13 protein-coding genes are annotated in these 12,425 nt (G+C 60.9%); 4 read left to right on the forward strand and 9 right to left on the reverse strand.

Annotated elements, in window-relative coordinates; genetic code table 11:
- Positions 1-30 precede the first annotated feature (30 nt).
- Positions 31-1,029 (forward strand): polyprenyl synthetase family protein, encoded by a 999-nt coding sequence (locus tag ACR0C9_RS14825; protein ID WP_480781351.1) that lies wholly within the window; start codon positions 31-33, stop codon positions 1,027-1,029.
- Here the strand turns inward: ACR0C9_RS14825 and ACR0C9_RS14830 are convergent.
- From ACR0C9_RS14830 to soxR, 4 genes are all read right to left on the reverse strand, one after another.
- Complete coding sequence (locus ACR0C9_RS14830; RefSeq protein ID WP_480781352.1) at positions 1,022-1,843, reverse strand: 4-(cytidine 5'-diphospho)-2-C-methyl-D-erythritol kinase; 822 nt, start codon at positions 1,841-1,843, stop codon at positions 1,022-1,024. The two genes, ACR0C9_RS14825 and ACR0C9_RS14830, sit on opposite strands and share 8 nt — an antisense overlap.
- Positions 1,833-3,551: a tetratricopeptide repeat protein gene (locus ACR0C9_RS14835; protein WP_480781353.1), complete on the reverse strand. Its 1,719-nt coding sequence runs from the start codon at positions 3,549-3,551 to the stop codon at positions 1,833-1,835. The genes ACR0C9_RS14830 and ACR0C9_RS14835 overlap by 11 nt, the downstream gene beginning before the upstream one ends.
- A 101-nt stretch (positions 3,552-3,652) precedes the next feature.
- Entirely contained in the window at positions 3,653-5,299 is a 1,647-nt protein-coding gene (locus ACR0C9_RS14840; protein WP_170522180.1) for an electron transfer flavoprotein-ubiquinone oxidoreductase, read from the reverse strand.
- Between the two features lie 135 nt (positions 5,300-5,434).
- Positions 5,435-5,890 (reverse strand): redox-sensitive transcriptional activator SoxR, encoded by a 456-nt coding sequence (soxR, locus tag ACR0C9_RS14845; RefSeq protein ID WP_170453167.1) that lies wholly within the window; start codon positions 5,888-5,890, stop codon positions 5,435-5,437.
- An 89-nt stretch (positions 5,891-5,979) separates the two neighbouring features.
- Here soxR and ACR0C9_RS14850 point away from each other — a divergent pair, with 89 nt between their 5' ends.
- From ACR0C9_RS14850 to ACR0C9_RS14860, 3 genes are all read left to right on the forward strand, one after another.
- Entirely contained in the window at positions 5,980-6,360 is a 381-nt protein-coding gene (locus ACR0C9_RS14850) for a VOC family protein (protein ID WP_170453168.1), read from the forward strand.
- 235 nt (positions 6,361-6,595) lie between these two features.
- Positions 6,596-7,066 (forward strand): transcription elongation factor GreA, encoded by a 471-nt coding sequence (greA, locus tag ACR0C9_RS14855; RefSeq protein WP_170453169.1) that lies wholly within the window; start codon positions 6,596-6,598, stop codon positions 7,064-7,066.
- A gap of 14 nt (positions 7,067-7,080) precedes the next feature.
- Positions 7,081-8,076, forward strand: a complete 996-nt coding sequence (locus tag ACR0C9_RS14860; RefSeq protein ID WP_170453170.1) for a hypothetical protein — start codon at positions 7,081-7,083, stop codon at positions 8,074-8,076.
- A gap of 10 nt (positions 8,077-8,086) precedes the next feature.
- On the opposite strand, the gene ACR0C9_RS14865 is transcribed toward ACR0C9_RS14860, so the two are convergent.
- From ACR0C9_RS14865 to ACR0C9_RS14885, 5 genes are read right to left on the reverse strand one after another with little or no spacing between them, the layout of a single operon-like run.
- A complete protein-coding gene (locus ACR0C9_RS14865) occupies positions 8,087-8,680 on the reverse strand; it encodes a GNAT family N-acetyltransferase (RefSeq protein ID WP_170453171.1) in 594 nt (197 codons plus the stop codon).
- Positions 8,677-10,746, reverse strand: coding sequence for a molybdopterin-binding protein (locus tag ACR0C9_RS14870; RefSeq protein ID WP_480781354.1), 2,070 nt, complete (start codon positions 10,744-10,746; stop codon positions 8,677-8,679). Before ACR0C9_RS14870 ends, ACR0C9_RS14865 begins: the two co-directional genes overlap by 4 nt.
- Positions 10,743-11,234, reverse strand: coding sequence for a molybdopterin-guanine dinucleotide biosynthesis protein B (mobB, locus tag ACR0C9_RS14875; protein WP_170453172.1), 492 nt, complete (start codon positions 11,232-11,234; stop codon positions 10,743-10,745). Before mobB ends, ACR0C9_RS14870 begins: the two co-directional genes overlap by 4 nt.
- Positions 11,231-11,875, reverse strand: coding sequence for a molybdenum cofactor guanylyltransferase MobA (gene mobA / locus ACR0C9_RS14880; RefSeq protein ID WP_480781355.1), 645 nt, complete (start codon positions 11,873-11,875; stop codon positions 11,231-11,233). Before mobA ends, mobB begins: the two co-directional genes overlap by 4 nt.
- Positions 11,872-12,423 (reverse strand): YcxB family protein, encoded by a 552-nt coding sequence (locus ACR0C9_RS14885; protein ID WP_480781356.1) that lies wholly within the window; start codon positions 12,421-12,423, stop codon positions 11,872-11,874. Before ACR0C9_RS14885 ends, mobA begins: the two co-directional genes overlap by 4 nt.
- Positions 12,424-12,425: the final 2 nt, after the last annotated feature.

The raw sequence follows: 12,425 nt of genomic DNA on the forward strand, positions 1-12,425 counted from the left end.
ACAGAAGTCGAGCCTTGTATCAGGAGTGTGATGGACGTCAGCACAATCTCGAAACCGCATGAGCGGCTCGCCGAAATTCTGAGCGCTGAGATGGAGGCGGTGAATACGCTGATCCAGACGCGGATGGCATCAGAGCACGCGCCCCGCATCCCCGAGGTCACCGCGCATCTGGTCGAAGCGGGCGGCAAACGTCTGCGCCCGATGCTGACATTGGCGGCAGCGCGGTTGTTTGGGTATACGGGCGAGCATCATGTGCGACTGGCCGCAACGGTCGAGTTCATCCATACCGCGACCCTGTTGCATGACGATGTGGTCGACGAAAGCGCCCAGCGACGCGGGCGGCCCACGGCCAACCTGCTCTGGGACAATAAATCCAGCGTTTTGGTAGGCGACTATCTGTTCTCCCGCAGCTTCCAGTTGATGGTCGAAACCGGATCGCTGCGCGTTCTGGACATTCTGGCCAACGCTTCGGCCACGATTGCCGAAGGTGAAGTACTGCAAATGACCGCCGCCACCGATCTGGGCACCGATGAGGGTGTTTACCTGCAGGTCGTGCGCGGCAAGACAGCGGCGCTGTTTTCAGCCGCGACCGAGGTAGGTGGCGTCATCGCCGGGGCCTCGGACCCGCAGGTGCAGGCCTTGTTCGACTATGGCGATGCGCTGGGCATCGCCTTCCAGATTGCCGACGATCTGCTGGATTATCAGGGCGACAGCAAAACAACCGGCAAGAATATCGGCGACGATTTCCGCGAGCGGAAGCTGACCCTGCCGGTAATCAAGGCAGTCGCGCAAGCCACGGCGGATGAGCGCGCTTTCTGGGAGCGCACCATTGAAAAGGGTCGACAGCACGACGGCGATCTGGACCACGCGCTTGGCCTGATGGACAAGTACCAGACGCTGGAGGCCACCCGGCAGGACGCGTTGGGATGGGCCAACAAGGCCAAGGCTTCGCTGGAATCGCTGCCGGATCACGAGGTTCGGACCCTGCTGCGTGATCTGGCCGATTACGTGGTGTCGCGGCTCAACTAAGCCGGGTCGCGCGGCACCACCAATCGGGATGGGCCGCGCCGATCTCATAGGCCGCGAAATGGGCCGCCTTCATCGACGGATAGAGCGCAAAACAGGTCGAGCCGGAGCCGGACATTCGGTTCAGCAAAACATCCCGAGTAGCGGCCAGTTCCTCCAGCACCCGCCCGATTTGCGGGGCAATGGCCACAGCGGGACCTTGCAGATCGTTTCGCTGGGCGGACAACCAATCGGCGCACGCCCCAATGTCGCCAAACGCGGGAATATCATCCGGCATCCCCGGATTGACGCGGGTTTCCATGGCCTTGAAAACAGACCCCGTAGGGACTTCAACGCCGGGATTCACCAGCAGTGCCGGCAACACAGGCAGGGCCATCGGCGCAACCTGCTCGCCAATACCACGCAGCCGCGACGCTTGGGCGACCATGCAAACCGGAATATCCGCACCCAGCGAGACTGGCAGGTCCGAGGGGATTTCGATGCCCTGAACCGCCGCATGGCGCAGCATGGCCGCAGCGTCGGACGAGCCACCGCCAATCCCGCCACCATGCGGCAGGGCCTTGCTCAACGACACATGGCCCGTCCACCCCACAGCCTCAGCCGCCTTCCAGATCAGGTTGTGATCATCAGTCGGAACGCCTGTCGCATGTTCTCCGGCAACAGAAATCGACATGTCAGGCCCCGGCGCAAATTCCAACTGATCCCCCACATCCGCGAAAGCCACAAGGGAATCGAGCAGATGATAGCCATCCGCGCGCTGGCCGGTGACATGCAGGGTCAGATTGATTTTGGCGGGCGCGAAGGCCTCAGTTGCCATTGGCGACCTTCAACGGGTCGGCCCCCTCTTCAGCCAATACAACATCCAGCCCAACCTCAAGCTTGCGGCGGATGCGCTCGGGATCGGCCTCGCTGTCAGTGTCTTCGGCGTCGATGAAGGACAGTGCCCGTTTCCATTGGAACTCGGCCTCGCGCGCACGACCGACAGCCCAATAGACATCGCCCAGATGGTCATTGACCACCGGATCGACCGGCATCAGTTCAACGGCACGTTCCATATGCTCGACCGCTTCGTCATAGCGACCAAGGCGGAACAGGACCCAACCCAGACTGTCGACGATATAGCCGCTGTCCGGGCGCGCAGCCACGGCGCGCTCGATCATATCCAGCGCCTCGTCCAACTTTTCGCGCCGTTCAACCAGCGAGTAGCCGAGATAGTTCAACACCTGCGGCTGATCGGGGTTCAATTCCAACGCGCGCCGGAAATCGGTCTCGGCCTGATCCCATTGCTTGAGACGCTCGTGCGAGATCCCGCGAGCGTAATGCAGAAACCAGTTGCCGCTGGATTCCGTCTCGGTCAGGTCAATGGCTGTGTCGTAAGAGGCCACCGCCGCCGTGTAATTCTCTTCCCGGCGCTGAATATCCGCCAGCGCGACATGAACGCCCGGCAGGTCGGGCTTTTGCGCGGCCAGATTCTGCAGCACTTCGATGGCGGCATCCGTTTTACCCGACCGGCCCAGAACCTCGGCCCGACCCAGTTCAGCGGCGTGATGATCATTGCTGTCTGCGGGCACCTGACGATAGGCATCCACCGCCAGATCGTATTGGTTCAGTTCGTCCAGCAACTCGGCACTCAGCAGAATGGCATCGACGTGATCGGGACGCAGGAAACTGGCCATGCGCGCGTAAAGCAAGACATAGTCGGGCGATGCTTCGGCATTCAGCGCCGCCCCGACCGAGAAAAACACCTCGGCCATCCCATCACGCGCGGATTGCACATGGGTGAAGGGCAAGGTCTCACCGGCTGTCAGACGGCTGATGTAGTCTTCGATGGACGGATCATCGCTGCCCGCCGCAAAGACGTCGTCCAGAAACGCCAATGCGTCGGCGTTGCGGTCCAGTTGTGACAAGACCTCGACCCGCGCCATCGCAGCACGGCGCGAGAATTGCGCGATTGCACCGTCATTTTCCGCAAAAATCGCCTCGGCCCCTTCGAAATCCCCGATCGAGGCCAGCGCCATGGCTTTGTGGTAAAACGCAAACTCGCGCAGTCCGTTTTGGGTCGAGACTGTATCGAACTGCTCCATCGCTTTGGTCATCTCACCCTGACCCAGATAGGCCCAGGACATCATCAAACCATCGACCAATGGCCCAACACCCTGAGTTTCAGGATCGCGGGCCAACAGTTCGGCCAGATTATCATCGGCGATCAGGTTGGCGGCGACCGCCATCCGCGCAGCCTGACTGGGCAGGTTCGCCTCTTCAATTGACTGCGCAACGGGCAAGGCGCGCTCGATCTCACCCAGCGCAAGCCGTGCGACGACAACGCTTTCCAGAAGCAGCGCGTTCTGGGGGTCGAATTTCAGTGCCTGAGCATAGTATTTCTCGGCCGCTGCATAATCGCTTTCATAGATCGCCTGACGCCCAGCCAGATAAGAGCCTGCGCCTGTATCCGCAGACACCGGAACCGCAACGGAAGAAGAGAGCAACACGGCCAATACCGTGCGACGAACAATGGAAATCACCAAAAGCCTGCCTTGCTGTCATTGACTGGGCGATAAGCTAGGGCCTTGGCCAGCAAGAGGCAATGGCAGAGCCTTCACGACCCTGCCAGTGCCCATCTTTTTGCTTACATGTTGGGATAGTTCGGGCCATCCCCACCCTGCGGCGTGGTCCAGGTGATGTTCTGGCTGGGATCCTTGATGTCGCAGGTTTTGCAATGGACGCAGTTCTGGAAGTTGATGACGAATCGCGGACCGTTTTCATCCTCGACCATCTCGTACACGCCCGCGGGGCAGTAGCGCTGCGCCGGTTCGTCGAACTTGGGCAGGTTGACCTTCACCGGGATCTCGGGGTCGGCCAGGCGCAGGTGGCAAGGCTGGGCTTCCTCGTGGTTGGTGGCCGCGAAGGACACGTTGGTCAGGCGGTCAAAGGACAGCGTGCCATCGGGTTTGGGATAATCGATGGGCTTGTGCTTGCTGGCATCTTCGGTGGAATCCGCATCGTTCTTGCCGTGGCCCAGCGTGCCGAACAGCGAAAAGCCCAGCGTGTTGGTCCACATATCCAGACCGCCCAGCATCAGCGAGGCGGTCAGACCCCATTTCGACCACATCGGCTTGACGTTGCGCACCTTCTTCAGGTCGCTGCCGATGGCACCATCGCGCACGTCGGTCTCATAAGCGGTCAGCTCATCCCCCGAACGGTCGGCCTTGATGGCGTCGAACGCCGCTTCGGCTGCGGCTTTGCCCGACAGCATGGCGTTGTGGTTGCCCTTGATGCGCGGCACGTTGACCATACCCGCCGAACAGCCCAGCAGCGCCACGCCCGGCGCGACCAGCTTGGGCATCGACTGATAGCCGCCCTCGGTGATCGCACGGGCACCGTAAGCGACGCGCTTGCCGCCTTTCAGCAGCTCGGCCACCATCGGGTGATGCTTGAAGCGCTGGAATTCCATGTAGGGGTACAGGTGCGGGTTCTTGTAGTTCAGGTGAACCACGAAACCGACATAGACCTGATTGTTTTCAAGATGATAGATGAAGGAACCGCCACCTGCGTTGCTGCCCAAAGGCCAGCCCATGGTGTGGGTGACGCTGCCTTCTTTGTGCTTGGCGGGGTCGATCTCCCAGATCTCTTTCATGCCGACGCCGTATTTCTGCACTTCCTTACCGGCCTGCAGGTCGTATTTGGCGATGACTTCCTTGGACAGCGAACCGCGCACACCTTCCGACAGGAAGACATATTTGCCGTGCAGTTCCATGCCCGGCTCGGTGTTCGGACCATAAGAGCCATCCGCTTCCAGACCAAAGACACCAGCGACCACGCCTTTGACTTCGCCATTGTCGCCATAAACCAGCTCGGAACAGGCCATGCCGGGGAAGATTTCCACGCCCAGTTCCTCGGCCTGCTCGGCCATCCAGCGGCAGACATTGCCCATCGACACGATGTAGTTGCCGTGGTTGTTCATCAGCGGCGGCATCGGGAAGTTGGGGATGCGGATCTGACCGGCCTCTCCCAGCATGTAAAAGTTATCTTCATGCACCGGCACGTTCAGCGGCGCACCTTTTTCCTTCCAGTCCGGGATCAGCGCGTCCAGCCCGCAAGGGTCAAGCACCGCACCCGACAGGATATGCGCACCCACTTCGGACCCTTTTTCCAGAACGACAACGTTCAGGTCGGCATCAAGCTGTTTCAGACGGATGGCCGCAGACAGACCCGCAGGGCCAGCGCCCACGATCACTACGTCGTATTCCATCGCTTCGCGTTCAATCTCGGCCATCGCGGGCTCCTTAGCTAACTTTCCGAATTGGCGCTTTCACTGCGTGGTCTGCGCAATTTTGTTTCACGGGTGATTACCCGGTCCGAAAGACCTTGGTCAATCAAAACACGGCGTAACATTGCTGCAATGCGGCAGTTATGTATCCGGAGCGTCCCCCATCAGGTATCTGGGACCGCTACCATGGGACTTGGCCCGGTCATCAGGATTGTAAAGCGCGCATTTCGGCAGGCTGAGGCAGCCACAGCCGATGCACCCGTCCAGATTGTCGCGCAACCGCATCAGAGTATCGATTCGCTGATCCAGCCGGGCGCGCAGGGTGATGCTGATATCCTTCCAGTCCTGCGGCGTGGGCGTGCGGTTGCCGGGCAGGCCGGACAGAACCTCGCGAATTTCCGGCAGGGTCAGGCCGAACTGCTGCGCAATCATCACAAAGCTCAGCCGTCTTATGTCGGCCCGCTGATAGCGCCGCTGCCCGCCTGCGTTGCGCCAGGGTGCGATCAGGCCCTGCGCCTCGTAATACCGGATGGCTGACACCGCCAACCCCGTGCGCCGGGCCAATGCGCCAATTGCCAGCCCTTCGGAAACCGCCATAGAACCCTCGCAAAAAATATCTTGACCTAAAGTTAGGTTTAGTAATTACGCTGAGTCGTGACAAGCAACAAATTCGCAAAGGAGATCCCATGATGGCGACGCTTGAACACACCAATTTCACCGTCCGCGACCCGCAGGCCTCGGCGGCTTGGATGCAAAAGGTCTTTGGCTGGAAGACCCGCTGGGAAGGCCCCGCCATCGCGGGCGGCTATACCGTTCATGTCGGCAGCCAGCACACCTATCTGGCGCTTTATGCGCCCAGTGACCCGAAACCCGCAGGCGAAAGCAGCTATGACATCGTCGGCGGGCTCAATCACGTGGGCGTTCTGGTCGAAGACATCGACGTCACCGAAGCCAAGGTGCGCGAGGCCGGGTTCACACCGCATAACCACGCCGATTACGAACCGGGCAGACGGTTCTATTTCGACGATGACAACGGCATCGAGTTCGAAGTGGTGCAATATGATTGATATGCTGTGGCTTTGCACCCCTTCGCGCCGCTGGCGGCGCAACAAGCCCCCTGATCACCGTCACAGGCGCGAACCGGTTCCGCCTGAACGGCGCTAAGTCGCGAATCGAACGCTGACTGCCCCTTGGCCTCTTGCAATTCACGCCCCATTTGGGTCAGGTACTGAACGACCCATCATTCGCCCCGACGCTTTCCCTGCGGCGGGGCGGCTCAATTTATGCGTGGACCACAAGACTATGGAAAAGATTCCAATGACGCCTGCGGGCAATGCCGCGCTGGCAGCAGAGCTGAAAAACCTCAAATCCGTCGAGCGTCCGGCGATCATCGAAGCCATCGCTTCGGCGCGGGAACTGGGTGATTTGAAGGAAAACGCCGAATACCACTCGGCCCGCGAAAAACAGGGCTTTATCGAAGGCCGTATCAAGGAACTGGAAGGCATCCTGTCGCTGGCCGACGTGATCGACCCTGCCAAATTGTCCGGTGCGATCAAGTTCGGCGCCAAGGTCACGCTGGTCGATGAAGATACCGACGAAGAAAAGACCTGGCAGATCGTCGGAGAGTATGAGGCCAATATCGAAAACGGCCTGCTGAATATCAAATCGCCCATGGCCCGCGCCCTGATCGGCAAGGACGAAGGCGACAGTGTCGAGGTTCGCACCCCCGGTGGTGTGCGGTCTTACGAAGTTCTGAGCATCGAATACGCCTGACCGGAGCGTCTGATATGTCGGGGACCCAACCTGACCAGGAAACCGAACGGCCAACCTCTCTGGGCATCTATGATCGCCCCGAGCGGACGGGCGTGACCTCGATCGAAATCGCCGCAGGTGTGCTCAGCGTCATCTGGCTGGTGGTGTCGGTTGTGTTTCTGGTGCTGCCCGACCAGAACGAAGGCAGCGGGTTCATCGTGACCTTCCTTGCGGTGTTCATGCCGGTGGCGATGATCTGGGTTGCGGCCACGGCGATGCGGGCCAGCCGTGTGATGCGCGAGGAAAGCGCGCGGTTGCAGACAGCGATTGACGCGATCCGACAAGCCTATGTTCTGCAACAGCAGCGGGCGGCCAGTTCCGTTGAGCCTGCAGCTGCCAAGAAACTGGACGAAATCGCCGCTGCCACGAAGAAGGCCGAGGATGCTCTGGCCACCTTTTCGACCAAACGGCGAGAGCCTGCGTCGGGCGGCCAGCCCACGCTGGCTCCGGGCGATCAGACATCTTTGGCGCTTGGCACCACCGCCGAAGATATCGCGCCGCCACTGACAACCGACACCTTTATCCGCGCCCTGAATTTCCCCGAGACCGAGAAAGACACCGAAGGGTTCAACGCCTTGCGAATGGCGTTGAAAGATCGGAAAACCGCACAACTGGTGCAGGCCTCTCAGGATGTTCTGACCCTGCTCAGCCAGGAGGGCATCTATATGGACGACCTGCGCCCCGACATGGCGCGGCCAGAAATCTGGCGGCAATTTGCCCAAGGCGCGCGCGGGCGGTCCGTTGCGGCCCTGGGCGGGATCCGGGACCGGTCTTCGCTGGCGCTAACCGCCGCGCGGATGAAACAGGACCCGATCTTTCGGGATGCTGCCCATCACTTCCTGCGGCGCTTCGACAACATGATTGTCGAGTTTGAACCTGATGCCAGCGATGCTGAACTGACCGCGCTTGGCGACACCAGAACGGCACGGGCCTTCATGCTGGTGGGCCGCGTTGCGGGGACCTTCGACTAGGGTCAGGACCCTAGGCGGGCGAAACCGCCCAGCTCATCTTGGTGGCGCGGCTGAACCCGAACAGATGGCGGAACGGACCGGTTTTCTCATAACCCACCGGTTTGAAACCTTCGCGTTCGTACAAAGCCTGCGCGCGCGGGTTGGTGTCGATCACGTCCAACTGCACCTCGGCCATGCCCCTGTTGCGAGCCTCGTCCTTGATCGCGGATAGCAGCATCGTCCCGACGCCCTGTCCGCGCGCCTCGGCGGCGACAAAAATGCCATCCATCTGAAACACGCCGGGTTTCAGGTCCCGCTCCAGCACGCTCAGCACCATGCCGCGCCACAGCGCGCCGAACCAACCATAAACGCGCGCGAGGTCCGACAGGCTGCCGCCCGCCAACCCGCCCTCGGTCGTTTTGAACCCCGCAAGGCCCAGCAACCGGCCAGACGAATCCCGCGCGACCAATGCAAAGTCCGGGGCAAGCGCGCGTTCGAAAAAGGCCAGCCCCTTGTCGTCGGGGCCCATGACCTTGTGCAGTTTGGCCGCAAATGCCTGCCAGAACAGAGCGGCGGCCTTGGATCGTTCCGCCTCGGTAAATCCTTGCGAGACGGTTACGGTCATAGCCCGAAACTGCCATAGGGAATGAACCGCACCGAATCGCCCGGCTGGATATGCCGCGCGCCGTCTTCGATTTCGACCAGCCCCTCGGCCCAGCTGAGCCCGCTGATCCGGCCCGACCCTTCCGAATGGAACACCTCGACCCTGCCATGGCGCAGGCGCGCGCGCAGGTATTCGCGACGACCGGGTTTCTTGCGCTTCTCAAACGCGGCGGGCACGTCGAAGCCTTGCGGATCGATCCAGCCCTCGCCCGTCATCAGGCACAAAGCCGGGCGGGCGAAGATCAACGTGCAGACCATCGCGGCCACGGGGTTTCCGGGCAAGCCAAAGACCGGCGTGTCCGACCACATGCCCAGCGCCAGGGGGCGTCCGGGTTTCAGCGCAATCCGCCATTCCTGCATCGCGCCCGCTTCGCGCAACAGGGCCGAGACGTGATCCTCATCCCCCGCCGATGCGCCGCCACTGGTCAGGATGGCATCGGCATGTTCTGCCGCCTCATCCAGCCGCGCGCGCAACACATCGCGGTCGTCTGCCACGCGACCCATATCGACGGGCTCAAACCCCATCCGCTCCAACAAGGACAGCAACATCGGGCGGTTCGCATCGAAAATCTGACCCGCACCCACAGCATCGCCCGGCTCGACCAGTTCATCACCGGTGGACAGAACCGCGACGCGCAGGGGTTTGCGAACGGGAACCTCGGCGATACCGACGGCGGACAGCAGCGCCATATCCGCCGGTGTCACCCTGCGCCCGGCGGGCAAGGCGGTGTCACCCTGCGCAACATCCTCGCCAGCGCGGCGGGTGTTTGCGCCCTTTTTTATGGGCCCGTGAAAGGCGATAAAGCCGTCCTGAACGGTCACATCCTCTTCCAGAACAACGGTATCAACACCTTCGGGCAACGCAGCACCGGTCAGAATGCGCAGCGCATGGCCCGCAGGCACGGACCCGTCAAAGGGGATGCCCGCAGCCGCGCGGCCCTCGGTCAGGGGCATCACCTGCGCGCCGTCTGCGGCGGGACCTGCAAAGCCATAGCCGTCCACCGCCGTATTGGGTTGCGGTGGGTTCGAGCGTTTTGCCACTACATCCTCGGCCAGAACCCGACCCATAGACTGCGCCAAGGGCACCGTCTCAGCCCCCGTTACCGGTCGCAACCGATCCCGCAACAGCGCCAATGCCTCATCCACCGGGGTCCAGTTCACGCCCGCGGGCAAGGCGAAACAATCGTTCCGCAATGGCGGCGGCGCTATGGTCGGTTTGTTTTGCGGTACACCCAAAATCCACCCCTCCTCTGGGGCCGTGACAGTCAATTGCTCTGCCAATTCCTGATCCGTCAAGCGCGACAGTGTCAATGCGACCTGTTCAACCTGCCATGCATCCTTGATCCGATCCGGCGGAGCCTTCCCCAACTTGAGCGAGGGCCATATCTCGACAAAAGCCACGGGCCTGTCCAGCGGTTGAAACGGCCAGACGGCGATCTTGCCCGCATAAGCGTGCCGCAAACGGTTCAGAACCGGCAGGCCCATCATCACCTGACCGCCCACCGCGCCCGCCCCGGCCATCTGCCAACAGGTGAAACTGCCTTTGGCCCGCGTCTCAACAATGCGGCGATCCGGGAACGGGTTGTGATAGTCCTGTTTGGTGCGCGGCAATCCATCAACCTCGCGCCGCAGGGCGTTCATCCAGAACGGACCTTTGCCGCCAAACCGACGGTTGATCCGCCCCGCCAGATCGAAGCGGTTGTTGGCGGTCGGAGAATCCTGGATCTGCGCCCCGAACCAATCCCACAAAGCCAAGGGGTCACTTGTCCCCGTAACCGCCTTGGCAAAGCCATTGGGGTAGCCAAAGGGAAAATCAAAGCCCAGGAGCAAGCGGCGACCTTCGGCCAGTTCGGTCTCGATCAGCCTGCGCAACCAGTCCTCGGCGACCTGACGGTTGCGCAAATAGTCCAGCGCCTGCACGGCATCCTCGCGCACCACACAAGCCCAGATCGCGTCTTTGCGCGGGCGCGGTCCGGTATCGTTACCACCCGACCAGTCCACCATCGCAAAGCTGTCGAAAAGGCTCACAAACCGACCTCGGACAGGATGAAATCCGCAATTGCCTTTGTGTCGTTCAGGTCGAAAACAGGGCGATCCAGGTCCAGAGGCGTATCGCTGGCAACCGCGCGGATCGTGTCGTCTCGGGTCGCGATCAGATCATTGCCTGGCTCAGCGCGGAAGGCTTCGACCTTGGGGTGACGCTCGCGTTTGTAGCCTTCGATCAGCACCAGATCGACCGGCGACAGACGCGCCAGCAGAGCCTCCAGCGAAGGTTCCGGCGCGCCGCGCAATTCCTGCATCAGGGCCACGCGCTGGCCCGAGGCCAGCAGCACCTCGCTGGCGCCCGCCATTCGGTGACGGTGACTGTCGCGCCCGGGCTGGTCGACATCAAAGGAATGATGCGCATGTTTGACGGTTGAAACGGTGAACCCGCGCCCGGTGACCTCGGCCACCAGCCGCTCCATCAACCCGGTTTTTCCCGCGTTTTTCCAACCGGTGACGCCGTAAACCCTCATGCCTGCTCCAACAGTTTTCGGGCCAGCGCCAGATCGTCGGGCGTATTGACGTTGAAGAACGGATCAAAGGGGTCAGCCGGAAACAACGCCTCGCGCCCGTTGTGCTGATCGGTCCACAGCACGACCTTACGCAGCCCATCGTTCAACGCCGCACGCAGATCATCGCGCAGCGCCACCGGCCAGAGGCCAAAAGTCGGGTGCCGGTTCACCCGCTTGCCGCCGCCGGATTTCAACGCCTCCTCACCCGTGCGCGGCGTCGTCGCCAACACCAGCGGATGCGTCTGCCCCTGCGCTGTGGCGGTCAACCGATCCACCAGATCGCGTGGGAAAAAGGGCGTATCTACGGCGGCTGTCACGATACTGTCCGCGCCCTGCTCGGCCGCCCAATCGAGCCCGGCCAGAACGCCCGCCAATGGACCGGCAAAACCCTCGATCGTGTCCGGCAGGACCGGCAAGTTCAGATCAGCGAACCGTTTGGGGTCGCCATTGGCGTTGAGGGCAAGATGATCGACCTGCGGAGACAGCCGCTCGATAACATGAGATAACAGGCTTTGCCCCCCGATTTCCAACAGGCCCTTGTCACCACCCCCCATGCGGGTTGCTAGACCGCCTGCGAGGATAACGCCGAGGGGGCGGATCAATTTTTCTTCTCCGTAGAACGCCAGTTTTCGACTGTTTTTGGGAAGGTCTTAGCCTCTTCTGTACTCAACAGTTTTTTGGGCAGAACATACACGAAGGCACCTGCGTAAAAGAAAAACCCCGCCCTATCTTCGACGACTTGCTCAACAGCATGCCAAGACACATTCCAAGTTACGTGAGGTGACCGCATATCCAAACCTTCTGGCGAGAACATAAAGTCAGTTCCACCGCTGTAAATCGGCGAGGCCAGCATCTGTCGGACTTTCAGCCTTTTGGAAGAACGTTCCGCAAAATAGAGTACTCCAGCTCCAATCACCCCTCCGGAAACAGGTGCAAAAAGACCTTGTGTAAGAGGTAGAGTACCAATCGCACGAAACACTATGAAAGCAACAACAATTCCGCCAACAACAGCCAAAATTCCTCTTGATGCATCCAAAGCCAAGTTGCCCCAATAAGCTCCTTTCCCGCTATAATTTTGCCTGCAAGGGCCCATGGCTCTAATAAGAGTTTTGTCGTCTATTTGTTCCGACAAATGGAAATTGTATGTCAATG

The organism is Ruegeria sp. C12, assembly GCF_056537745.1.

What these genes read in the sequence shown, in the direction of transcription:
- ACR0C9_RS14825 (WP_480781351.1), top strand. Translation starts at nt 31, where the DNA reads ATGGACGTCAGCACAATCTCGAAACCGCATGAGCGGCTCGCCGAAATT.
- ACR0C9_RS14830 (WP_480781352.1), bottom strand. Translation starts at nt 1,843, where the DNA reads ATGGCAACTGAGGCCTTCGCGCCCGCCAAAATCAATCTGACCCTGCAT.
- ACR0C9_RS14840 (WP_170522180.1), bottom strand. Translation starts at nt 5,299, where the DNA reads ATGGCCGAGATTGAACGCGAAGCGATGGAATACGACGTAGTGATCGTG.
- soxR (WP_170453167.1), bottom strand. Translation starts at nt 5,890, where the DNA reads ATGGCGGTTTCCGAAGGGCTGGCAATTGGCGCATTGGCCCGGCGCACG.
- ACR0C9_RS14850 (WP_170453168.1), top strand. Translation starts at nt 5,980, where the DNA reads ATGATGGCGACGCTTGAACACACCAATTTCACCGTCCGCGACCCGCAG.
- greA (WP_170453169.1), top strand. Translation starts at nt 6,596, where the DNA reads ATGGAAAAGATTCCAATGACGCCTGCGGGCAATGCCGCGCTGGCAGCA.
- ACR0C9_RS14860 (WP_170453170.1), top strand. Translation starts at nt 7,081, where the DNA reads ATGTCGGGGACCCAACCTGACCAGGAAACCGAACGGCCAACCTCTCTG.
- ACR0C9_RS14865 (WP_170453171.1), bottom strand. Translation starts at nt 8,680, where the DNA reads ATGACCGTAACCGTCTCGCAAGGATTTACCGAGGCGGAACGATCCAAG.
- mobB (WP_170453172.1), bottom strand. Translation starts at nt 11,234, where the DNA reads ATGAGGGTTTACGGCGTCACCGGTTGGAAAAACGCGGGAAAAACCGGG.